Source organism: Kitasatospora nipponensis, assembly GCF_039528135.1.
GTDB classification, from domain to species: domain Bacteria; phylum Actinomycetota; class Actinomycetes; order Streptomycetales; family Streptomycetaceae; genus Kitasatospora; species Kitasatospora nipponensis.
This window is the reverse complement of the sequence record NZ_BAAALF010000026.1, coordinates 1-22,239: the sequence shown is the minus strand read 5'-3', so window position 1 is coordinate 22,239 and position 22,239 is coordinate 1. Positions and strand designations below refer to the sequence as shown.

Below are 22,239 nucleotides of genomic sequence, written 5' to 3'. Positions count from 1 at the left end.
CCCCCCACCCCGGTTCCAGCTGACCGGAGAAGAGTGTCAAATCCCATGAGCGACAGCAGCCCGAGCCCCCGTCGGACCATGTTCAGATCCAGGATGATGTCGGTGGCCGGTACCGCCGGCCTCGTCGCCGTCACGATCGTGCCCCTCACCGCGGGCGCCGGCACAGCCAGCGCGGCCGCGCCCTGCGGCAGCGGCGGTTCCTTCACCACCTCGCCGCAGCCGACCTGCACCTACGACTCGGTCGGTACGGACACCTTCACCGTGCCGCTCGGCGTGACCGCGGTGAGCATCGACCTGTTCGGCGCCGAGGGCGGCAGCGCGGCGGGCTACATCGATCCCCACCCGGCGGTCTCCGGAGCGCCCGGCGGCCTCGGCGGCGAGACCCGTGCGACCCTGCCCGTGACCCCCGGGCAGACCATCCAGCTCACCGTGGGTGCCGCCGGCGTCCCCGGCTCGTCCCGGCACGGCGAGTTCGCCCGTCCCGGCGGCACCGGTCACGGGCGCGGCGGGGGCGGAGCGCACGGCGGCGGCGGTTCGGGCGGTGGCGGCTCGGACGTGCGGGTGGGCGGCTTCGGCGGCTGGGACCGCGTCCTGGTGGCCGGCGGCGGTGGTGGCGCCGGCAACGGCGGCTCCGAGCTGCGGGGCGGTGCGGGCGGCGGCGAGGTCGGCCAGGACGGCGGCCAGAGCAACGGCCCGCTGGGCTCCGGCCTGGCGGGCGGGGGCGGCGACCAGGTCGCGGCCGGTCACGGCAACCCCAACACCCTGAACGGCGGCCCCGGTACCCCCGGCATCGACCTCGACCCCATCACCAGCGAGCCCGACCCCGGCAGTGGCGGCACCGGTGGCACCGGCGGTGCGGGCGGCCCCGGCGGGGGCGGTGGCGGTGGTGGCTGGCACGGCGGTGGCGGCGGCTCCGGTGGCGGCAATCCGGGCTACTTCCCGGGCGCGGGTGGTGGCGGGGGCAGCAGCCACGCGGAGCCGGTGGCGACCGACGTCACCCTCCTCCAGGGTGTCCACCACGGTGACGGCAAGGCGGTGGTGTCGTTCCGGTACGGAACGTCGCTCTCGCTCGCCACGGACACCGCCATGCCGCTCTTCGGACACCCCGTCACCGTGACCGCGACCGTCGCCCCGGCCGACCCGGCCGAGGGCACCCCGACAGGGTCGGTCACCTTCTTCGACGGGACGGCCACGCTGGCGACCGTGCCGCTGAACGCCGGTCGGGCCGCCTTCACCACCGGCACGTTCCAGCCGGGGGACCGCGACATCACCGCCGCCTACAGCGGCGATTCGAGCTTCACCGCGACCAGCGCGGCGCAGCCCACCGACGTGACCGTCGGGTTCAGCACGCCGTGCGTCACGGCGCACCACGGCAGCCTGACGGTGGCTTCCGGCCAGTCGCTGTGCCTGGCCCCCGGCGGTGAGCAGGACGGGCCCGTCACGGTGAAGCCGGGCGGCGCCCTGGCCGTCTCGGGCGCTCGGATCAACGGCCCGGTCTCCGTCGACGGCGCGGCCGCGTTCACCGTCTGCGGGTCGACCCTGACCGGCCCGCTCAGCGTCAACGGGACCACCGGCTTCGTGCTGATCGGCTCCGACCCGGACGACGGGACGGGCTGCGCGGGCAGTACGTTCGAGGCCCCGGTGAACCTGAACGGCAACACCGGGGGGATGGAGGTCTCCGGCAACACGCTGAAGGCTCCGGTGAGCATCACGGGCAACAGCGGCAGCGGCCTGCTGTCCGAGGACGCCGTGCCGGAGTTCGAAGCCAACCAGGTTTCGGGACCACTGAGTTGCCACGGCAACCAGCCGACCCTGCAACTGGCGGGCGACACGGTGGAGGGGCCACGGTCGGGACAGTGCGGATGAGGCACCCGGGGCCGTAGGTCAGCGCCCGGGGGTGCCGCCGGTGGACCGCCACGTCCGGCCGGTGCCGCTGTGGAGCGGGGCCCGGCGCGGGGCCACCGGGTGCCGGGGCGTCCCGCCCCCGTGAGTGTCGGGAGCGGGACGCGGTGCGGGCTCGGGGCCCACGGGGGTGGCGGGCCCTGTCACCTCAGGCCCGGTGGCTCAGTACCAGAGGTCGGGGCTGAGCTGGTAGTCGTAGCCGCTGCCGGGCTGCCAGTAGAAGCGGGCCTCGGCCTTGTAGTCGTGGCCCGGGGTCGGGTTGTTGAGGGTGTAGGTGTAGGAGTACTGGCCGGAGTGGCAGGGGAACGAGGTGGAGAGCGCCTGGCCGCCGGTGGTGTAGTCCCAGAGGATGATCTGCTCGGTGCAGTTGTTGCTGGCGAAGTTGGTGTTCGCCTGCGCCGACACCTGGCCGCCGCCGGAGCTGACACAGGTCTGCTTCCAATCCGGGCCGGCGCAGCCGCCGCCGCTCGATGCCGACGCCGTCCCGGCACCGGTCAGTGCGACCCCGCCGGCGAGCGCGGTGGTGGCCAGGCCGAGGACGACCCGGCGGATTCCCTTGACGGACATGTGCATTCCTCCCGACTGCCCCGATCCGGTTGACCGGGGCACGACATGAGGTTCGGTCATGGCGATGGACATTCGATGAGCACGCCGAGCAGCCGCTCGGTTTCGGCCGCGTCGGCGTCGAGGTCCAGCCGCCGGAAGTGCTCGCGTGCCTGTCCGAGGCAGGCGCCGGCCCGGCTGCGGTGGCCCAGGGCGGCGAGGGCCTGGCCGAGCGTGCGCAGCACGGTGCCCTCCAGCATCCCGCCGACGCGGTGGGCCGGCGCAAGCGCCTCCTCGGCGGCCCGGACGGCGTCCGTCGGCCGCCCGGCGGTGAGGTGGATCCGGGCGATCAGGCCGCCGGTCGCGGCCTGGAAGGCGGGCATGCCGAAGGAACGGAATCGGGCCAGGGCGGCTTCCGCCCGTTCCAGAGCCCGCGTGAGGTCGCCGCAGAGGTGGAGGATCCGGGCCAGGTAGTAGCTCCCGACGGACGAGGAGATGGACACCTCACCACCGGTCAGCTCGGCGCACCGCTCGCCCGCGGTGCGGGCCTGGGAGAGATGGCCGCACCGTGCCTGGACGTAGCCGAGCTCGCCGAGTGCGAGGCCCTCGGCGGTCTCGTCGTCGAGCCGGTGGAACAGCGACGCGGCCTCTTCGAGCGGACAGATCGCCGCCTCGAAGTCGCGCAGCACCCGCGCGTTCGCCCCGAGCAGCTGGAGGACGTTGGCGCGCAGCCGGCGCAGCGCCGCCCCTTCGCACAGCGGCAGGCAGCGGCGGAGTTCCCGGCCCGCCGCGGCGTAGGAGCCGGCGTGCCAGAGCATGCTGCCGCGCACCGAGCGGGCGAGTGCCTCGGCGTCGCGTTCGCCGCGGGCCGGCGCCGCCGCGGCGACCCGGGCCGCCAGCTCGCCGACCGTCGTCACGTAGTCGTGGCCGAACAGGATCGAGCCCATCTTGTCCGTCAGGTCCGCGGCCTGGGCGAGTGGCAGGGCCGGGTCCTGGCAGGCCCGGCGGATCACCGCCTGGTGGAGGCCGGTCTGGTCGCGCAGCCAGGCGGTCGCCTCCTCGACCGTCTCGAAGGTCCGGCCCGGCGCGGCGGTCTCCGTCGTGATCAGGCTGCGACGGTCGTGCTCGACGTGGTGCGCGGTCGCCTCGGCGTTGCGGGCGGTGGCCAGGCAGAAGGCGAGCAGTCGGGCGTACGCGGCCGAGACCTCCTGCGGGGTGTCCTCGCCGGTGGAGCGCCGGCGGGCGAAGACGCGCAGCAGGTCGTGCAGCCCGTACCGGTCGGCAGCCGGGGAGTTCAGCAGATTGAGGTCCACCAGGGTCTCCAGGAGTGCGCGGGTGCATTCCTGCGAGCGGTCGAGCAGTGCCGCGGCCGGGTCCAGGGCGAGCACCGGCGCCTCCGGGAGGGCGAGCAGTCGTAGGGCGCGGGCCTGTTCGGGGTTGAGGCGGGCGTAGGAGAGCGCCAGGACCGGCTCCACCGCCAGGTGATGGTGGGTGAGTTCGGCGAGTCGGGTCCGCTCGTCGGTCAGGGCGCAGGCCAGGCCGGCCAGGCCCTGAGCGGGGTCGGCGGAGAGCCGGGAGGCGGCCACCCGGATGGCCAACGGCAGCAAGCCGCAGGCTGTGACGATCGCGGTGGCGGCCTCCGGCTCGGCCTCGGTCCGGGCGCGGCTGGTGGCGGCGGTGAGCAGGTCCAGCGCCTCGGCGGGCTCCATCGCGTCGAGGTGGAGGTGGTGGGCGCCCGGGAGGCCGGTCAGCCAGACCCGGCTGGTGACCAGGACCGCGCAGGTCGGAGCGCCGGGCAGCAGCGGGGCGATCTGCTCGGTGGAGGCCGCGTCGTCGAGCAGCACCAGGAGGCGGCGGCCGGCCACGGTGGTGCGGTAGAGCGCGGCGCGTTCGCCCGGGCATGCCGGGATCTCCCGGTCCGCGACGCCGAGCGCGGCCAGCAGCAGGCCCAGGGCCTCGGCCGGGTCGAGCGGGTCGGCCTGGGTGCCGCGCAGGTCCAGGTGCAGTCGGCCGTCGGGGAACCGCGCGCGCAGGAGGTGGGCGACGTGCACGGCCAGGCTGGTCTTTCCGGCACCCCCGATTCCGTTGACTGCCGAGATGACCACCGCACCCGGGTCGGGCCGGGTGAGCGCGGCGGTCAGCTCCGCGACGGCGCCCTGCCGGCCGGTGAAGTCGGCCAGGGGAGTGGGAAGTTGTTCCGGAACCGGCACGTGGCTGGAGTCCGTCCCCCGGTCGGGAGCCGGCCGTTCGTGGGGAGCGACCAAGCGGCCCGCGGGGCGGGTGGCCGTGGCCAGGGTGGGGTCGGCCCGTCGAATCCGCGCGTGCAGCGCGTCGAGCTCCGGGCAGTCCAGCCCCTCGGCGTGGTAGTCGCGCCGGGCGTCGGCGTACACGGCCCGCGCCTCGGCCGGGCGGTCCGCCAGGTGGTACTCCAGCATCAGCAGGGCGCGGAACCGCTCGCGGAAAGGGTGGGCGAACACGGCCTGGTCGAGCTCGACCAGGCAGGACGGGTTGTCCCCCAGGTCGACGTCCAGGGCGAGTCTGGCCTCCAGTGCGGCCACCCGGCGTTCGGCCAGGTGGCGGCGCAGCTCGACGGCATGGCTCCCGGGCAGTCCGGCCAGCGGCTCGCCCCGGTGCAGGGACAGCGCCCGGGTCAACAGGTCGCGGGCCCGCGCCCGGTCGGTGGCGGACTCCTGCGCCTGCGCGACGAGGCGTTCGAAGACGACGGAGTCCAGCGACTCGGCGGGGACGTCGAGGCGGTAGCCGCCGTTGACGGTCACCAGGAGGTGTTCGGCGTGGTGGTCGCGCAGGGCGCGACGCAGCCGGTAGGCGTGAGTGGCCACGACGGACTTGGGTCGGGTCGGCGGGTTGTCCTCGTCGAAGATGCCCTCGGCGAGGCGGGCGGCGGTCAGCGGCCGGCCGGGGTGGGCGAGCAACATGGCGAGAAATGCCTGCTGTTGGCTGCGGCCCAGGTCGAGGCGGCGGTCGCCGACCCGGGCGGTGAGTGGGCCGAGCAGGTGGAAGCGCAGGTCGGGCGCGCCGGTGGGTGTGCGGTCGGTGGCGGGTACGGGCTCGGTGGCGATGACGGCTCTCCGGGCGGCTCGTCGGGCCCCGGTGGGACGGCGCGCCGGGGCTGGTGAAGGGCGGTGGCGCGTGGGGGATTCGTTGGGGTCCGGCGCCGGGTGCGGGGGCGCGGCGCGCGGGGCTCAGTGGCTCAGTGACCCAGTGGCTCTCCGGCACCGGGGCGCAGGACGTGGGGGCTCTCGGTGGAGCCCGCGCCGGCGGTCTGGCCGTGGAGCCGGTCGGCGGCGGTACCGGCCGGCACGCCGTTGATACAGGTGACAGTCCCACTCATCAGTTCGTCCTCTTCCCATGGCCGGAGCTTCCGGTCGGCTGACCTGATCAGAAGGTGATCGCGGCTGCCGACGGGATTTTGCGATGGGCCGGTTGACGAGGGATAAACGCTCCCGTTTATGCGCAGACGGATGCTATTCGCGAAGGTGCGAAAGGAGGGCGGAAACCGGCCAGGAGGGACGGCCCAGCAAGCGGCTCGCGGCCAGCCGCAGGGCCCGGGGCTGATGGCCGCACGCAGCGACCAGGGCCCGCGCCGCGTCCGGTTCCCGGGCCAGGCGCCCGGTGCCCAGGGTGCGCGCCAGCAGCTCGATCCCCTCGTCGGGCGTCATCCGGCCGACGGTGACGGTGTGTCCACCGGGCAGCGGTCGACCGGCGGTGACGAGAGCGGCGCTTCCGGACTCGGCCGGCAGCAGCGGGCGGACCTGCTCGGCGTCGACGGCGCCGTCGAGCAGCACCAGGACACGCCGTCCGGCGAGCAGCCGACGGTAGAGCGCGCGCCGGTCGGCGAGGCCCGGCGGGACGGCGTGTTCCTCGACGCCGAGGGCCCGCACGAAGGCGCCCAGGACGGAGGCCGGATCCATGCCGGGGGCCTTCCCACCCAGGTCGACGTGGAGCTGGCCGTCGGGATGGCCGGGGGCGAGCAGGTGTGCGGCGTGGACGGCGAGCGCGCTCTTGCCGTAGCCGGGCGGCCCGGTGACGGTGACCCACCGTGGTCCCGGCGCGGCCAGGGCGGCGGCGAGCTCCGCCAGCAAGGTCGCTCGGCCGGTGAAGTCGGGAACATCGGGCGGGAGTTGGAACGGTCGGCGCACCTGCCGGAGGGCGGTCCGGGAGGCCCAGGGCGTCCAGCGCGCCAGGTCCGTGGTCCGGCCGCGCAGGCGTGCCGCCAGGGCCGCCGCCTCGCCGTCGGGGGCGGAGCCGGCGAGCAGGGCGAGGGCCTGCTCGGTGCGGCCGGCCCGGGCGAGCGCGAGCGCGTGGGGGACGACGGTGGCCTGCCCGGGAGCGGGTTCCGCCGTGAGCGGCCGCCCGAGTTCGACGTCGAGTTCGAGCCGGGCCAGCCGGGCCTCGTCCCGGCGCCCGGCCAGCATCCGGCGGTCGTGCTCGGCGAAGGGGCCCGGCACGCGGTCCAGGGCCACCGGCGTGGACCAGCGGCCGAGCGCGGCGGTGAGCAGGGCGTGGGCCCGCTCGGGCTGCCGGTTGCGACGGGCGGCGGTGGCGGCGGCGAGCTCGGCGAGGAACACCGTACGGTCGATGTTCGCCGGGTCCGCATGCAGCTGATACGCCTTGCCGACGTGCCGCAGGACGTGGCCGCCCTCGGCGGTGCCGTCCTCGTCGGCCAGGATGTTGCGCAGCCGGTACATGGTGGCGGGCAACCCCTTGGCCCGGTTCGGCGCTTCGTCACCCTCCTCGCCCCAGACGCCGTCGATGATCTCCGGCACGGGCACCGGCCGCCCGGCGTGGGCGAGCAGGACGGCGAGCACCGCGCGGTCCCGAGCCCGGTTCAGCCGCAGCTCCCGATCGCCGCGCCGGGCCCTGAGTGATCCGAGCGTGCTGAAGTGCAGCTTCAGAGGGATCCTCCTTGCGCGACCTAATCCGACATCCGGTCATGCTACGGAGGCGATGGACGCAGACAAAGGGCACCGTCGATATCACGCCATCGTCCGTTGGGACCTCGCAACTTCGCTGCCGAATCGTTAACTTGAGGGGCGATAATCATCCGCGGTCAGGGGCCGCTCACCGGGTGCGGCAGGGACGGCAGGTCACTTCGGCGCCGCCGAGGGCCCGCGGTCGGCGATGGCGTCGAAGACGTCGGCCATCGCCGCGAGGCTGTGCCCGCTCACGAAGGCGTCGCAGTGCGGGAGCGCCGCCGCGATCCCGGCGGCGAGCGGGGCGTAACCGGTCGCAGCCTTACGGGGGTTGACCCAGACGATGCGGTGCGCGAGTCGGCTGAGCCGGGCCGTCTGCCGGCCGACGGCCGCCGGGTCCTCGCCCTCCCAGCCGTCGGAGAAGATCACCACCACCGCTCCCCGGGCCATGCCGCGCCGTCCGAAGCGGTCGGTGAACTCCGCGAGCGCCCGCCCGATCAGCGTGCCGCCGGACCAGTCGGGGGCCGCGCGGCTCGCCCGGCGCAGCGCGGCATCCGGTGCCATGTGCCGCAGCACCGGTGTCAGACGGGTGAGCCGGGTGGCGAAGACGAAGATCTCCGCCCGCACGCCGGACCCCGCCCGTGCGCACAGCCGGGAGAAGAACCGCACGTGGACGCGGGTGTAGGGCTCCATGGAGCCCGAGACGTCGAACAGCAGCACCAGCGGCCGGCGGCGCAGCCGGCCCCGTGAGCGGTTCAGCCGGACGATCTCCCCGCCGGTCCGCAGGCTGCGCCGCAGGCTCCGGCGCAGGTCGATGCGGCGGCCCCGCGGGTCGGCCTCCCGGCGGCGGGTGCGGCGCAGCGGCACGCTGATCGCCAGGCTGTCCACCAGGCGGTCCAGCTCGGCCAGTTCACGCGGTCCGAAGGTGCCGAAGTCCTGCTGCACGAGCGCCTCGACGGTGCTGCCGACCAGCCGCTCCACGCCGGTGCGGGTCGGACGCCCGCGAGCTTCGCCGGCGGCGTCGCGGTGGAGCGGGCCACTGGGCAGGGGCCCGGGCGCGTGGCGCGGCGCCCCGGCGGCGGCGGCCGGCGGTGTGCCCGGTGCGGGTTCGAGGCCCGGCAGCGGCGGGTCGTCGGGGGATCCCCTGGTGTCGGCCGGGTCCGCCTGTCCGCCGAACAGCGCGGCGAAGACGCGGTCGAACGGCTCGATCTGCTCCTGGGCCGTGACGAAGGCCAGCCGGGCCCCCCAGTACAGCGTCGCCGGGTCCACCGGCGGCAGCAGGTGCAGGACGTCCAGGAAGCGGGCCGAGCGCTCGGGTGTGACCGGGACGCCCGCCCGGTTCAGCGCGGCGCCCAGTCGGGCGGCGAAGGCGGGCCGGTCGAAGGCCGGAGGGCGGGAGGGCGCGGCGGGCATCGGGTTCAGCTCTCGGGTGGGCCGACCAGCCAGCCGAGCCCGCGGTCGCGTACCAGGTCGACGTCCTCCCGGTACTTGACGAGGACGCCCAGGGTCCGGTCGGCGGCGTCGGCGTCGAGCCGCTCCACGCCGAGCAGGGTGAGCGCGCCGACCCAGTCGATGCTCTCGGCGATGCCCGGTGGCTTCTGGATCTCCAGGGTCCGCATCCGCCGTACCGCCGCGGCCACGTCGGCCGCGAGCGAGGGCGTCGTGCCGGGGACGCGGCGGCGCACGATCTCCACGACCTGTTCGGTGTCGGGGTAGTCGATCCAGTGGTACAGGCAGCGCCGCTTGAGGGCGTCGTGCAGGTCGCGGGTCCGGTTGGAGGTGAGGACGACGACCGGCGTGACGGTGGCGCGCACGGTGCCCAGTTCCGGGATGGTGACGCTGGCCTCGGCCAGCACCTCCAGCAGGAAGGCCTCGAAGTCGTCGTCGGCGCGGTCGATCTCGTCGATCAGCAGCACCGCGGGCGTCGGGCCCGGGTGGGTCAGCGCGGCGAGCACCGGGCGGCGCAGCAGGAAGGCGTCGGAGAACAGGTCGGCCTCGGCCAGTGCCACGCCCCGGCTCTCGGCGAGCCGGATGCTCAGCAGTTGGCGCGGATAGTTCCACTCGTACAGGGCCTCGGCGGCGTCGAGTCCGTCGTAGCACTGCAGCCTGATCAGCGGGCTGCCGAGGACGCCGGCCAGGGCGCGGGCGGCCTCGGTCTTGCCGACGCCCGGTTCGCCCTCCAGCAGCAGCGGCTGGGGCAGGCGCAACGCGAGGTAGAGCGCGGTGGTCAGGCCCGGGTCGGCGAGGTAGCCGAGGGAGTCCAGCGAGGCGCGCAGGGTCGGCGGGTCCGGTACGGCCCGGGCGACGGCCGCGCGGGCCGACTCGGCCGGTCCGGGCGGGAGGGCCCCGGTCACGGCACCCCCGGGGGCTGGGCGGCCTCGGCCTCGAAGCGGTCGCGGCAGCCGGTCGAGCAGAACCAGTGCCGGTGCCCGCGGCCGTCGGAGTACGGGGTGTCGCCGACGACGGCGACGGTCATGCCGCAGACCGGGTCGAGCGCGGTGCGCGGTTCGGTGGGCGCGGGTGCGGGCCCGGCGTCCGCCTCCTCGGTGTGCACCGACAGGGCGTGCCGCGAGGCCACCAGCTCCGCCAGGATCGACACGGCGATCTCGCCGGGTGTGCGCGCGCCGATCCACAGCCCGGCCGGCGTGTGGATCCGGTCCCGCTGCTCGGCGGTCAGGTCGAGGTCGTCGAGTACGGCGACGCCGCGACGGCGGCTCGCGACCAGCGCGACGTACGGCACCTCGGCCTGCGCGGCGCGGGTCAGCAGCCCCTCCTCCTGGCGTCCGTGGGAGGCGACCACCACGGCCGCCACGCCGGAGAGCTCCGCCGCGGTGAGGTCCTCGGCCACCGCCCGGAGGTCGTACCCGAGCGCGGCGCCGAGCGCGACGAGGCTCCGTCCGATGGGCGTGTCGCCGAGCACGAGCACCACCGGGGCGGGCCGCAGCGGCTCCAGGAAGATCTCCAGCTCGCCGCCGGACAGGCAGGGGTTGGCGACCAGCAGGGTGCCGGCCTCGCCCTCCTCCTGCGGCGCGTCGGGAGCGTCGGGGGTGATCCGCAGCAGCAGCGACTCGCCGCTGCGCAGCAGCCGTAGTGCCTGCACGCGGACGGTCGCCTCGGCGCAGACGCCTCCGACGAAGCCCTCGATCCGGCCGTCCTCCAGGACCAACGCGATGTCTCCCGGCTGCGCGCTGGTCGGGTGCAGCGCGCGCACCACGGTGGCCTTGACGAAGGGCACCTGGCCGGCACTCAGGTCGGCCATCCGCCGCTCCAGGGCCGGGTTGGCACTCATGCGCCCACCTCGCGGGACTCGACGGGCGCCGCGCGCACGCGCACCCGCTGGTCGGTGGGCCTTCCTCCGGCCGTCCGCCGGGGGCGCCCCCATCGTCCGCTCACTGCGGTGCCTCCACACCTCCGTGCATCGCCAGCCACACCCGCCCGGGGGTGAGCGGCATGTCGGCGTGCCGGACGCCGATGGCGTCCATCACCGCGTTGACGACGGCGGCGGGCGAGCCGACCGTCGCGGACTCGCCGACGCCCTTGGCTCCGATCGGGTGGTGCGGGGAGGGCGTGACGGTGTAGCCGAGCTCCCAGGCCGGCACCTCCAGGGCGGTGGGCACCAGGTAGTCCATGAAGGAGCCGGACAGGCAGTTGCCGTCCTCGTCGAAGGCGATGATCTCGCTCAGCGCCATGCCGACGCCGTCGGCGAGGCCGCCGTGCACCTGCCCCTCGATGATCATCGGGTTGATCCGGGTGCCGCAGTCGTCGACCGCGACGAAGCGGCGCACCTTCACCACGCCGGTTCCCGGGTCGACGTCCACCACGCACAGGTAAGCGCCGTACGGGAAGGTGAGGTTGGGCGGGTTGTAGACCGTGGTGGCGTCCAGATGGCCCTCCACGCCCTCGGGCAGCTCCAGCACACCGTGCGCGGCGAGCGCGATCTCCTGGATCGTCTTCGCCGCCGTCGGGTCCCCCTGGACGAACCAGCGGCCCTTCTCCCACTCCAGGTCGTCGGGGGAGACCTCCATCATGGCGCCGGCGATGATCCGCGCCTTGTCGCGGACCTTGCGGGCCACCACCGCCGCCGCCGCGCCGGAGACCGGGGTCGAGCGGCTGCCGTAGGTGCCGAGCCCGAACGGCGTCCGGTCGGTGTCGCCGTGCACCACGTCGATGTCCTCCGGCGGGATGCCGAGTTCCTCGGCGACGATCTGGGCGAACGTCGTCTCGTGCCCCTGGCCCTGGCTCTGCACGCTGATCCGCAGCACCGCCTTACCGGTGGGGTGCACCCGCAGCTCGCAGCCGTCGGCCATGCCGAGGCCGAGGATGTCCATGTGCCGGCGGGGCCCGGCGCCGACCGTCTCGGTGAAGAACGACAGCCCGATGCCCATCAGCTCGCCCCGAGCCCGCCGCTCGGCCTGCTCGCGGCGCAGCGCGTCGTAGCCGGCCAGGTCCAGCGTCTTGCGCAGGGTGGCCGGGTAGTCGCCGGAGTCGTACTCCCAGCCGGTCTTGCTGTGGTACGGGAACTGCTCGGGCCGCAGCAGGTTCTTCATCCGCAACTCGGCCGGATCGGCCTTGAGTTCGTCCGCCAGGCAGTCCACCAGCCGCTCGACCAGATAGGCCGCCTCGGTGACCCGGAACGAGCAGGCGTAGGCGACGCCGCCGGGCGCCTTGTCGGTGTAGACGCCGGTGACGGCGCAGTGGGCGGCCTCGATGTCGTACGAGCCGGTGAAGACGTGGAAGAAGCCGGCCGGGAACTTGCTGGGCTGGGCCGTGCCGTTGAACGCGCCGTGGTCGGCGAGCACCTTGACCCGGATGGCGAGGATCCGCCCCTCGCGGGTCGCGGCGATCTCACCGTCCATGTGGTAGTCGCGGGCGAAGCCGGTGCTCATCAGGTTCTCCGAGCGGTCCTCGACCCACTTCACCGGCTTCCCGGCGAGGATCGAGCCCACGATCGCGCACACGTAGCCGGGGTAGATGGGGACCTTGTTGCCGAAGCCGCCGCCGATGTCCGGGGAGACCACCCGGATCTTGTGCTCGGGCAGGCCGGCGACCATCGCGTACAGGGTCCGGTGGGCGTGCGGCGCCTGGGTGGTGGACCAGAGGGTGAGCTTGCCGTCGACCGGGTCGAGGTCGGCCACGCACCCGCAGGTCTCCAGCGGGGCCGGGTGCACCCGCGGGTAGAGCATGGTCTGCGCGACGACCACCTCGGCGCGCGCGAACGCCTCGTCGGTGGCCGCCCTGTCGCCCGCCTCCCAGTCGAAGATGCGGTTGTCGGTGCGGCCCTCCAGGTCGTCCCGGATCACCGGCGCGTCCGCGTCCAGCGCGTGCCGCGCGTCGATCACCGGGGGCAGCGGCTCGTACTCGACGTCGATCAGTTCGATGGCGTCGCGGGCCGCGTAGTGGTCGTCTGCGACGACGAAGGCCACCTCCTGGCCCTGGAAGCGCACCTTGTCGGTGGCCAGCACCGCCTGGGTGTCCATCGACAGGGTGGGCATCCAGGCCAGGCCCAGTCCCTCCAGGGTGGCGCCGGTGATCACCGCGCGGACCTTCGGGTGGGACTCGGCCGCGGAGGTGTCGACGGAGACGATCCGGGCGTGCGCCAGCGGGCTGCGCAGCACGGCGCCGTGCAGCATGCCGGGCAACTGCACGTCGTCCACGTAGTGCCCCTTGCCGCGCACGAACCGCGGGTCCTCCTTGCGCTTCAGCCGCCCGTAGCCGATCGGGCGCTCGTCCGCGGGTGCGGAGCCGGTCTCCTGAACGGTGGTCATGGTGTGCTCCCGCTGCTCGCGGCGGCACGCTCCACGGGGTGCTCGGCGGCCCAGCGCACCGCTCGGACGATGTTCAGGTATCCGGTGCACCTGCACAGTTGCCCGGAGATCGCCTCGCGGATCTCCTGCTCGGTGGGGTCCGGGTCGCGGTCCAGCAGCGCGCGGGCGGTCATCATCATGCCCGGCGTGCAGAAGCCGCACTGCAGCCCGTGCTGCTCGATGAACCCCTGCTGGACCGGGTCGAGGCCGTCCGCCGTCTCCAGGCCCTCCACGGTCCGCACCCGGTGCCCGGCCGCCATCGCCGCCAGCACCGTGCAGCTCTTGACCGGCTCGTCGTCGAACAGCACCACGCAGGTGCCGCAGTTGCTGGTGTCGCAGCCCCAGTGGGTCCCGGTGAGACCCAGGTCCTCGCGCAGGAAGCGGACCAGCAGGTGCCGGGGTTCCACCTCCGCGGTGCGGTCGGCGCCGTTGACGTTGATGGTGACCTGCATCGTGATCCTCCGTTCAGGCCATGGCCGCGGACCGGCGGGCCCGCTCGGCGGCCCGGCGCAGGGCGCGTTGGGTGAGTTCCCCGGCCAGGTGCCGCTTGTACGCGGCGGTGCCGCGGGTGTCGGTGACCGGGTCGCAGTCCTCGGCGGCGATCCCGCCCGCCTCGGCGAACGCCTCCTCGGACGGCTCGCGGCCGATCAGGGCCTCCTCGGCGCGCCGGTAGCCGACGGCCGACACCCCGACCGCCGCGAGGCCGACCCCGGCCGTGGTGATCCGCCCGTCCGCCAGCGACAGAGCGGCTCCGGCCGCGGCGATGGCCCAGTCACCGGTCTTGCGTTCGACCTTCTCGTACGCGCTGCCGGACTCCGGCAGGATCGGCACGCGGATCTCCACCAGCATCTCGCCGAGCCCCACGTCCGTCTCGTACGGGCCCTGGTAGAAGTCGGCCATCGCCACCGTGCGCCGCCCGCCGTGCCCGAGCACCACCGCCACCGCCCGGACGGCCGCACAGACCGCCGACAGGTCCTCGGCCGGGTCGGCCTGGCAGAGCGAGCCACCGATGGTGCCGCGGTTGCGCACGGGCGGGTCGGCGATCACCCGTTCGGCGTCGTGGAAGATCGGGAAGAGCCGGCCGACCGGTTCGGACTCCAGCAGCGCGCGGTGGCGGGTGAGCGCGCCGATGCACAGTTCCGTGCCCTCCTGCCGCACGTAGTCCAGCTCGTGCAGGTCGTTGATGTCGACCAGGAGCCCCGGACGGGCCAGCCGCAGTTTCATCATCGGCAGCAGACTGTGCCCGCCGGCGACGACCCTGGCCTCCTCCCCGAACCGCTCCAGCAGGGCGAGGGCGTCGTCCACGTCCTGGGCCCGCCGGTACTCGAATGACGCGGGAACCTGCACGACCGCCTCCTGGTGCCGTGGCCTTGCGCTGATGGCGGGCCCGCGGCGAGGGCCACAGGGTGCAGGACCTCGCAGCAGGGCACGAGCGCACTGTCACTCCGGCGACGGCCCAGGTCAACGGCGACTGAAGGGAATGCTTAAGAGCCGTCCACGGCTGACCCAGGGGGATGGCCCGCGATCGTCGGAGGTGGCGATGACCCTCACCCAGCTCAGGGCGTTCGTCGCCGTGGCCCGACTCGGATCGGTCAAGGCCGCGGCGCTCTCCCTGGGGGTCAGCGATCCCGCGGTGTCGGGCGCGGTCGCCGTGCTGCGCCGCGAACTCGGCGACCGCCTCTTCGTCCGGTCGGCCGGCGGGATCGCCCTGACACCCGGTGGGCGGCGGCTGGCCGCGGGCGCCGCGGAGATCGTGGGCCTGGCCGAGGAGACCCGCCGACAGGTGCGGCAGGCCGGCGCGGAGGGCTCCTCCCTGCGGGTCGCCGCCACCGAGGCCACGGCCGAGCAGATCGTCCCGCCGCTGCTGGAGGCCTTCGTCCGGCGGCATCCGGACGTGGAGACCACCACGCTCGCGGTGCCGTCCACCGCGCTCGGCGAGTTGCTGCTGGACCGGCGCGCGGACGTCGCGATCAGCCCGGTCACCGCCGAGCCCGGCACGGTCGCCGCACCGCCCGGGCCCGACGCCCTCGAGCACATCCCGTTCCTGCGAATCCAGCTCGTGGTGGTCGCCGCACCGCGCCGTGTCGGCGCCCGGCCGGACCACGCCGGTGGCGGACGGCCGCACCTGCCGATCGGCCGGCTGTCGCGCGAGCACTGGCTGCTCGGCCCCGGCGGCCTCGATCCCGCGACGCCCGGCGGCGCGTTCCTGACCCGGCACGGCGTCGGAGACGCCGACGCCTCGATCTTCCCCAGCGCCAGCGCGGCCCTGGGCGCGGCCGTCGCCGGCGACGGGCTCTCGCTCGCCGTGCTCCACCTCGTCCGCGACGAGCTGCGCCACGGAGCGCTCACCGTGGTCGCCGTCCCCGGCACCCCGGTCAACGGCGTGCTGGAGGCCGTCGCCCTGCGCGGCGACCGGCGCTCGCCGGCCGCGTTCGCCCTGTGCCGGTTCGTGACGACGCCCGCCGCCGTGCGCAGCCTGCTGGCCCGGTCCACCGGCGTGCCGGTGGACCACTACCGACCGACCGTCCGGGTGAGCCTGTGGAGCTGACCGAGGAGGCCCGCGGCGGGAATCGCCGGGCTACCGGGAACCGTTGGAACGTACGTTGGCGGCCGGATTCTCGGGCACCGGACAGATCCCGGCGGACCCGGGTAGGTCCGGGCAAGGAGGCTTGTCCCCATGGAGTTCACCAACGAGTTCCGCGTGAGCCTGCCGGTGGAAGCGTCCTGGGACCTCTTCACCGACGTCGAACGCATCGCCCCGTGCATGCCCGGGGCGCAGCTGACCGAGGTCGACGGCGACCGGTTCCACGGCACGGTCAAGGTGCGGGTCGGCGCGGCGACCGTGCAGTACCGGGGCACCGCCGCGTTCGAGGAGCGGGACGAGGCGCTGCGCACGGTCAAGCTCACCGCCTCCGGACGTGACACGCACGGCCAGGGGAACGCCGAGGCACACATCACCGCACGGCTGGCACCCGACGGCGACGGCACGCGGGTGACTGTGGAGACCCGGCTGAGCGTGACCGGGAAGGTGGCCCAGTTCGGCCAGGGCGTCATGGCGGACATCAGCCGCAAGCTGCTGGACCGGTTCGTGGACTGCCTGGAGGAGCAGCTGGCCGCCGAGCACCAGGCCGGCGGTGAGGCCGCCGGCGAGAGCGGCGGCGAGGCCGTACCGGCTGCGCAGCCGGTCGCGGCCGGACCCGCGGGGGCGGCGACGGCCGCACCGGCGCCGCAGCCGCAGGCCACCCGGTCGCAGGGCGAGCCGCTCGACCTGCTCGCCGTGGCCGGTGGCCCGGTGGCCAAGCGCCTGGTGCCGGCCGTCCTGGCCGGGCTGGTCCTGCTCGCGGTCGTGCGCCGACTGCGCCGACGGTGCCGGGCGGGCCGGGCCTGCCGCCGTCCGGGAGGGGGACACCGAGGGGGACACCGTGCGTGACGTCCTGGACGAGGTGTACCCGTGGTACTCGGCGGGTGAGGTCTTCGGGCTCGCCACGGTGGTCAGCACCTTCCGGAGCGCGCCGCGCCTGCCGGGTGCGGCGATGGCGGTGTCCGCCTGCGGCACCGTGGTCGGCAGCGTCTCGGGCGGCTGCGTCGAGGGAGCCGTGTACGAGGAGGCCGAGGCGGCCCGGACCTCGGGACGCCCGGTGCTGCGGACGTACGGGGTGAGCGACGACGACGCCTTCGCGGTGGGGCTGACCTGCGGCGGTACGATCCAGGTCTTCGTCGAACCGGTCTCCCGTCGAACCTTTCCCGAACTTCCGGACGTGGCACGCTCGTTGAGCGCCGGTGAGCCGGTCGCCGTGGCCACCGTGGTGGCCGGTCCGCAGGACGGTCCGGGCGCACTCGGCAGGCGCCTGGTCGTCTGGCCGGACCGTGCCTGCGGCAGCCTGGGTTCGGCCGCCCTGGACCGCGCGGTGGGCCTGGACGTCGGCGGCCTGCTGGAGCACGGCACGACCGGGCTGCGCCACTATGACACCGTGGGCCGCTGCCTGGACGGCGAGGAGACCGCCGAGCTCGGCGAACTGACCGTGTTCGTGCGGTCGTTCGTACAACCGCCGCGCCTCCTGGTGTTCGGCGCCATCGACTTCGCCGCCGCGGTCGCCGAGTTGGGATCCTTCCTCGGTTACCGCGTCACGGTGTGCGACGCACGGGCCGTGTTCGCCACCGCCTCCCGCTTCCCGCACGCGGACGAGGTCGTGGTGCGCTGGCCGCACGAGTACCTGGCCGAGGAGGTCTCGCAGGGCCGGATCGACGGTCGCACGGTGGTGGCCGTGCTGACCCACGACCACAAGTTCGACGTGCCGTTGCTGGCGACCGCGCTGCGGCTGCCGCACCTCGCGTACGTCGGCGCGCTCGGCTCGCGCCGGACCCACCGTGAGCGGCTCGCCCGCCTGCGCGAAGCCGGCCTCGACGAACGCGAGCTGGCCCGGCTGAAGGCCCCCGCCGGGCTCGACCTCGGCGCCCGCACGCCGCACGAGACGGCGGTCTCCATCGCCGCCGAGATCATCGCCGCCCGCTGGGGCGGCACCGGCCGGCCGCTCACCCGGACCGACGGCCCGATCCACACCGCACCCGCGCCCGAGCCCGCTGTCGCGCCCGCCGCGCCCGTCGCCGGCACGGAGCCGCAGTGGGCGAAGCCGCCTTCCCGCCTGGCCGGTGGACTCCGAAGGTGAGCACGGCGGGGCCGGACGGGCCTCACGCCGCCGACTGTGCCGGCCCGCGCATTGTCCCCGAACGCCAGTGCCGGGCCCTGGCGTTGGCGGTCCCGGACATGGCCCGTGGTGGCCCGCCGGCCCAGACTTGACGCGACCTGGACCGAACGAGGGGAGCGCACCATGCCCGCCCGCTGGATGGGAGCACGTCTGCTGAACGGTTCGGTCGCGCTGGCGACCCTGGCCGGCGCCCTGGCGGCGACCGCCACCGCGCACGCCGATACGACCGGCCTGCGCGGCGTGGTGCTGGTCGGCAACAGCCAGTCCGGCACGGTCTCCTTCCTGGACGCCCAGACCTTCACCGTGCTCGGCACCCTCGACGTGATCCCGGACCTGCAGCAGCGGCTCGCCGACATGGATCTGATCCAGCAGGCCGGCTACGCGGCCGTCAAGCAAGAGGAAGGCGGCGACCGGTTCGTGGACGACGTCGCCCTGTCCCCTGACGGCCGCACCCTGTACGTGTCGCGCGGCAACCTGGACGACACCGCCGCCTTCGACCTGACGACCCATCAGGAGCTGTGGCACACCCGGCTGTCCGGCTTCCACGCCGACCACGCCGCACTGTCCCCGGATGGCACCCGCTGGGTGGTGTCCGCCACCACCGCCAACGAGGCGCAGGTGTTCGACACGGCCACCGGCACGGTGGTCGGCAGCTTCCCGACCGGCACGTATCCGCACCAGAACGACTTCACGCCGGACGGCAGGTACATCTACAACTCCAGCATCGGCGTGATCATGTTCCCGCAGGCCCTGGAGTGGATGAAGGGCGGCTTCCAGCTGACCAAGGTGGACGCCCGGACCCTGAACGTGGTGCAGACCTGGTCGTTCCCGCACGGGATCCGGCCCAACGTGCTGGCCGCCGACGGCACCACCTTCTACGCCCAGCAGTCCTACTTCAACGGCTTCATCAAGTACGACCTGAACAGCTCGAAGATCACCGGCACCGTGGCGATGCCGTTCAGTCCCGCCGGCCACGCCCTGAGTCCCGACAACTACCCGAAGAACTCCGCGCACCACGGCCTGGCGCTCTCCGGCGACCAGAGCCGGCTGTGCGATGTCGGCACCATCGACGACTACACCGCGCTGGTCGACACCACCGGTCTCACCACGGTGGGCCGCGTCGACTACCCGGTCGGCAGCCTGCCGTACTGGGCGGTGAGCGCCGGGCCGGCCAACCGCTACTGCTTCGTCTCGCTCAGCCAGGCGAACCAGGTCTCGGTGGTGGACTACGCGAGTGGGAAGGAGCTGGCCCGGGTACCGGTGGGAGTGTTCCCCCAGCGCGAGCGGGCCGCCCAGGTGGCCGGGGACGCACTGAGCGCGCTGTCCCGGTAGGGCCGGCGCTGGCACCGGAGGGGTGAGGGGACGATTGGGCGACGGGGCCGGCCGGTCGGCGCTGCGACGGGTGGTCGAGGGGATGCGCGCCGACCCCGAGGTGTTGGCGGAGGTCGTCGCCGCCGCCCGGACCGCCTCGGACCCGGTGGCCGCGCTGCCCGAGCGAGAGGTCCGGCGCCACATCGCCGCGCTGCTCGGGGTGGTGTCCGCCGCGTTCGTCGACGGCTCCGGACTGTCCCGGGAGCACGCCGAGTTGGTCGCCCGGCTGGCCACCGACCGGGCGGCGCAGGGGGTTTCGCTGGACGCGCTGCTCGACGGCATCCTGGCCGGGCGGACCGCCGCACTGCGGATCATCGCGACCCGACTGAACGTCACTGACGTGCCGTCAACTGTGCTGTTCGAGTCGTTGATCGAACTCGATGCCTACGTCGGTGAGTTGCAGAACCAGCTGGTGACCGCCTACCGGGAGGCGGCCACCAGGCTTGCCGGCAGCCGTTCCGCGCGGCTGCTGGCCCTGCGCGCCGTGCTGGTGCACGGCGCGGTCGAGCAGTTGGCCGCGGCAGGGCTCGCCGCGGACGGCGTGTACCACTGTGCCGTCGCCGAGTCGGGTGATCCGGTGCAGGTGCGCCGGGCCGCCGCCGAACTGACCCCGCGCGGCGGCGTGTCGGGGCTGGTGGAGGGGCACCTGTGCGTGGTGGCGCCGCGCGGCCGGCTGGCGGGCGACCTGGCCGCGGGCGCGCTGCTGGTGACCGCTCCAGCCGTCCCCGCCGGCCGCCTGCCCGTCGCCTACCGGCTCTGCCGCGCCGCGCTGGACGCCGGGCGGCGGCGCGGGCGCACCGGCCGGGCCGGGCTCACCGAACTGGCCGTGGTCGTCGCCATGGACGCCGTGCCCGGGATGGGTGAGCTGCTGGGCATCGAGCTGCTGGCCGCGCTGGACCCGGGGAACGCCGCCCACCGCCTGCTCGCCGAGACCGCCGCGGTCCACCTCGACCACGGTGGCCGTCTCGCCTCGACCGCCCGGGCCCTCCACGTGCACCCGAACACCGTCAAGCACCGCCTGCGGCGCTTCACCGAGGCCACCGGCCACGGTCCCACCCGCTTCGGGGCCGGCCCCGGCCGGTTCGCCGACGCCGCCCGCTGGCGCTGGGCGTTGGAACACTGGCTCGGCTGACGCGCCATCACCGGACGCACCGGTCGTGCCCGCGGACGCGGGGGCGGGCTCGCCGCGCTGCCGGTGCTCTCCCGTGATGTGCGTGCGCAGGCGGCCGGGCGGGGTCAGGTGGTGGCGTGGTCGGGGTGGTGCAGGGTGTCGCGGGCGGCCAGGGCGGCGCGCAGGGTCAGTTGGTCGGCGCCGCGGGCGGCGTCCAGGCCGGTGAGCTCGGTGGCCCGGCGCAGACGGTAGTCGACGGTGTTGGGGTGGACCTGGAGCCGGGCGGCCGCCTGACGCCGGTCGAGGCCGCAGGCGAGGAAGGTGCGCAGGGTGTCGAGGAGTTCGGGGCGGCGGGCCAGCGGGGCGAGCAGGGCGGCGAGCCGGTCCCTGGCCGGACTCGGGCGGCTGAGCTGGTACTCCAGCAGGACGTCGTCGAGGAGGTACAGTCCGGGGCCGCGGCCGGCGGAGCGCGCCACCTCCCGCAGTTCGCCCACCAGCCGGGCGGCGTCGGCGACCCCCTGCGGCGCGGCGGCGGGGGCCCCCCCCCCCCCCCCCCCGCCCCCCCCCCCCCCCCCCGGAGCGGCCCCGCGGGCGACCGGGTGTGCGAGGTCGCCGAGTCGACCCGCCGCCGGGTCGGCTTCTGGTCCGTGCTCGCCGCCCAGCCCGCCGGCCCGCGCCGCCGGGCGCGGGGGCGCCCCCCGCCACCAGCAGGTCGGCGCCGCACATCCGGGTGAGGTGGTCGACCAGGGGGGAGAGCCGCTCGCGGGCCACGGCGGCGAGGTCGGCCGGCGGCGTGTCGGCGGGGATCAGCACCAGCCCGCCGGTCCCGGAGAGCGCGGACAGCGGGACGCCCGCGGTCTGGCGCTGCAGCTCGTTGCGCAGCCGGCGGAGTTTGCGGCGGGCGGCGACGGCGTGGTTCACCCCGGGCGCCAGCTCGTCGGGGTGCGGTCCCATCGTGATGCCCAGGACCAGGTAGCAGGGCGGCAGCGGCCGGCCGGCGCGGTCGACCGCGGCCTGCGGGTCGCCGCCCTCCAGCAGCCGCGACAGCAGGGACTGCCGGGCGACCTGCTCGTCGCCCAGCGCCGCCTGCCGCTCCTGGACGTACCCGGCCGCGACCGCGCAGCTCACCAGTCGGAGGTACTCGAGCAGCCGGTTCTGCACCAGCAGGACGTCGGGCAGGTCACCGGGCGTGGCCGCCGCGAGGACCCGGGCCGCGCACTCCTGCGCGCCGAAGTGGTAGGCCCCCACGACGGCCTCCAGCGGGACGCCCTCGTCCGCGCGCCGGGCCGAGGACTCGCTGATCCTGGCCAGTTCGTTCGCGTCGGGCGGCTCGCCGGTGCGCAGCACCACGGTGAAGGCCCGGATGCCGCGGTCCACCTCCCGGGTGATCTCGCCGCGCAGCTGTTCGGAGGGGAGCGCCTCGTAGGCGGGCAGCGCCGCGACGAGACGGGCCATCACCGCGGGTGCCAGCGACGCCGCGGCGGTCCTGAGCCGTTCGTGGACGGGGATGCCGCCGAGCCGCGGTGCCGGGTCGCGTTCGGCCGCGTTGGACGCGGTCACAATCCACCTCGCGAATCTCTGTGGTGCGGACCGGGGACACCGCGCCGGACCGCCGCCATCATGTTTTCCGGGACGTTACTTACCAGTTGGTAACACGCCTGCCGGTGGACCACCAGAGGTGCACGGACCCCGACCGCCCCGTCCACCGAACCCCCACCGGTCTCCACCGGCCCCACCCCCACCCACCGTCACGAAACCCCGCCCCACCCCCACCCATCCACCCCACGCATCGGGGGACTCATGCGCACGAACACGTCTCGGCTGCTCACCGTCACCCTCAACGCCGCCCTGGACGCAACGGCCCTGGC

Annotated in this window: 17 protein-coding genes and 1 pseudogene; 6 read left to right on the top strand and 12 right to left on the bottom strand. The window is 74.7% G+C overall.

Annotation, left to right across the window (positions count from 1 at the left end):
- Positions 1 to 78: 78 nt before the first annotated feature.
- Complete coding sequence (locus ABD323_RS10480; RefSeq protein ID WP_344441031.1) at positions 79 to 1,866, top strand: Ig-like domain-containing protein; 1,788 nt, start codon at positions 79 to 81, stop codon at positions 1,864 to 1,866.
- A 198-nt stretch (positions 1,867 to 2,064) separates the two neighbouring features.
- On the opposite strand, the gene ABD323_RS10475 is transcribed toward ABD323_RS10480, so the two are convergent.
- The 10 genes from ABD323_RS10475 to ABD323_RS10430 all read right to left on the bottom strand — a co-directional run bounded on the left by ABD323_RS10475 (position 2,065) and on the right by ABD323_RS10430 (position 14,530).
- Positions 2,065 to 2,469: a hypothetical protein gene (locus ABD323_RS10475; RefSeq protein WP_344441030.1), complete on the bottom strand. Its 405-nt coding sequence runs from the start codon at positions 2,467 to 2,469 to the stop codon at positions 2,065 to 2,067.
- Positions 2,470 to 2,525: 56 nt separating this feature from the next.
- Complete coding sequence (locus tag ABD323_RS10470) at positions 2,526 to 5,414, bottom strand: AfsR/SARP family transcriptional regulator (RefSeq protein ID WP_344441061.1); 2,889 nt, start codon at positions 5,412 to 5,414, stop codon at positions 2,526 to 2,528.
- A 242-nt stretch (positions 5,415 to 5,656) separates the two neighbouring features.
- Positions 5,657 to 5,797: a hypothetical protein gene (locus ABD323_RS10465; RefSeq protein ID WP_344441029.1), complete on the bottom strand. Its 141-nt coding sequence runs from the start codon at positions 5,795 to 5,797 to the stop codon at positions 5,657 to 5,659.
- 133 nt (positions 5,798 to 5,930) lie between these two features.
- Entirely contained in the window at positions 5,931 to 7,274 is a 1,344-nt protein-coding gene (locus ABD323_RS10460) for a BTAD domain-containing putative transcriptional regulator (protein ID WP_344441028.1), read from the bottom strand.
- 279 nt (positions 7,275 to 7,553) lie between these two features.
- Positions 7,554 to 8,792 (bottom strand): vWA domain-containing protein, encoded by a 1,239-nt coding sequence (locus ABD323_RS10455; protein ID WP_344441027.1) that lies wholly within the window; start codon positions 8,790 to 8,792, stop codon positions 7,554 to 7,556.
- A 5-nt stretch (positions 8,793 to 8,797) separates the two neighbouring features.
- Positions 8,798 to 9,733, bottom strand: a complete 936-nt coding sequence (locus tag ABD323_RS10450; RefSeq protein WP_425555938.1) for an AAA family ATPase — start codon at positions 9,731 to 9,733, stop codon at positions 8,798 to 8,800.
- On the bottom strand, positions 9,730 to 10,668 hold the full coding sequence (locus tag ABD323_RS10445; RefSeq protein WP_344441026.1) for an XdhC family protein: 939 nt from the start codon (positions 10,666 to 10,668) through the stop codon (positions 9,730 to 9,732). Before ABD323_RS10445 ends, ABD323_RS10450 begins: the two co-directional genes overlap by 4 nt.
- Positions 10,669 to 10,768: 100 nt before the next feature.
- Positions 10,769 to 13,144 carry an aerobic carbon-monoxide dehydrogenase large subunit gene (locus tag ABD323_RS10440; protein ID WP_344441025.1) on the bottom strand — a complete coding sequence of 792 codons (2,376 nt, stop codon included), beginning with the start codon at positions 13,142 to 13,144 and terminating at the stop codon, positions 10,769 to 10,771.
- Positions 13,141 to 13,635: a (2Fe-2S)-binding protein gene (locus ABD323_RS10435; protein WP_344441024.1), complete on the bottom strand. Its 495-nt coding sequence runs from the start codon at positions 13,633 to 13,635 to the stop codon at positions 13,141 to 13,143. The genes ABD323_RS10440 and ABD323_RS10435 overlap by 4 nt, the downstream gene beginning before the upstream one ends.
- A 13-nt stretch (positions 13,636 to 13,648) precedes the next feature.
- The gene (locus tag ABD323_RS10430; RefSeq protein ID WP_344441023.1) at positions 13,649 to 14,530 is read right to left on the bottom strand and encodes an FAD binding domain-containing protein; all 882 of its coding nucleotides are present in this window, start codon (positions 14,528 to 14,530) and stop codon (positions 13,649 to 13,651) included.
- Between the two features lie 193 nt (positions 14,531 to 14,723).
- Here ABD323_RS10430 and ABD323_RS10425 point away from each other — a divergent pair, with 193 nt between their 5' ends.
- The 5 genes from ABD323_RS10425 (at position 14,724) to ABD323_RS10405 (ending at position 20,392) form a co-directional block, all read left to right on the top strand.
- Positions 14,724 to 15,731: a LysR family transcriptional regulator gene (locus tag ABD323_RS10425; RefSeq protein ID WP_344441022.1), complete on the top strand. Its 1,008-nt coding sequence runs from the start codon at positions 14,724 to 14,726 to the stop codon at positions 15,729 to 15,731.
- A gap of 129 nt (positions 15,732 to 15,860) precedes the next feature.
- Positions 15,861 to 16,613, top strand: a complete 753-nt coding sequence (locus ABD323_RS10420; protein WP_344441021.1) for an SRPBCC family protein — start codon at positions 15,861 to 15,863, stop codon at positions 16,611 to 16,613.
- Entirely contained in the window at positions 16,606 to 17,850 is a 1,245-nt protein-coding gene (locus ABD323_RS10415) for an XdhC family protein (protein ID WP_344441020.1), read from the top strand. The genes ABD323_RS10420 and ABD323_RS10415 overlap by 8 nt, the downstream gene beginning before the upstream one ends.
- Positions 17,851 to 18,027: 177 nt before the next feature.
- Entirely contained in the window at positions 18,028 to 19,221 is a 1,194-nt protein-coding gene (locus ABD323_RS10410; protein ID WP_344441019.1) for a YncE family protein, read from the top strand.
- 34 nt (positions 19,222 to 19,255) lie between these two features.
- Positions 19,256 to 20,392: a helix-turn-helix domain-containing protein gene (locus ABD323_RS10405; protein WP_344441018.1), complete on the top strand. Its 1,137-nt coding sequence runs from the start codon at positions 19,256 to 19,258 to the stop codon at positions 20,390 to 20,392.
- A 104-nt stretch (positions 20,393 to 20,496) separates the two neighbouring features.
- Here the strand turns inward: ABD323_RS10405 and ABD323_RS10400 are convergent, their stop codons facing one another.
- Together ABD323_RS10400 and ABD323_RS46205 are read right to left on the bottom strand one after the other, a co-directional pair.
- Positions 20,497 to 20,847: a PucR family transcriptional regulator gene (locus ABD323_RS10400; RefSeq protein ID WP_425555937.1), complete on the bottom strand. Its 351-nt coding sequence runs from the start codon at positions 20,845 to 20,847 to the stop codon at positions 20,497 to 20,499.
- A 619-nt stretch (positions 20,848 to 21,466) separates the two neighbouring features.
- A pseudogene (locus ABD323_RS46205) lies at positions 21,467 to 21,826 on the bottom strand (RsbRD N-terminal domain-containing protein); the annotation flags it as partial.
- Between the last annotated feature and the right edge of the window lie 413 nt (positions 21,827 to 22,239).